Source organism: Rhizobium sp. H4, from assembly GCF_003013335.1.
Classification (GTDB): Bacteria; Pseudomonadota; Alphaproteobacteria; order Rhizobiales; family Rhizobiaceae; genus Rhizobium; species Rhizobium sophoriradicis.
In genome coordinates this window covers 1-246 of the sequence record NZ_PSOW01000068.1, presented here as the reverse complement: position 1 = coordinate 246, position 246 = coordinate 1, and the positions used below count along the sequence as shown (strand labels likewise).

The 246-nt window shown below is 57.7% G+C and carries 1 protein-coding gene; it reads left to right on the top strand.

Going from position 1 to position 246, the window contains the following annotated elements:
- Positions 1 to 246: IS3 family transposase (locus tag C4N04_RS31495; protein WP_158775633.1), on the top strand; the 246-nt coding region annotated here is incomplete at both ends.

The following is a 246-nucleotide window of genomic DNA, read 5'->3' as shown; positions in this document are numbered from 1 at the left end:
ATCCGACGTGCTTGTGGAGCGTTGAACTTCGATCGATCAACTCACCACTATACCTCTCGCCGTGCTGATCAGGCCGGTCTGGAACGTCGTATTCGCGAGATCTGCGAGATCCGTGTGCGGTACGGCTATCGCCGCGTGCATGTGCTGTTGGAACGCGAGGGTTGGGGCACCAACATCAAGCGAACCTACCGCATTTACAGGGACTTGGGGCTACAGTTGCGGAACAAGACACCGAAGCGGGGGGTA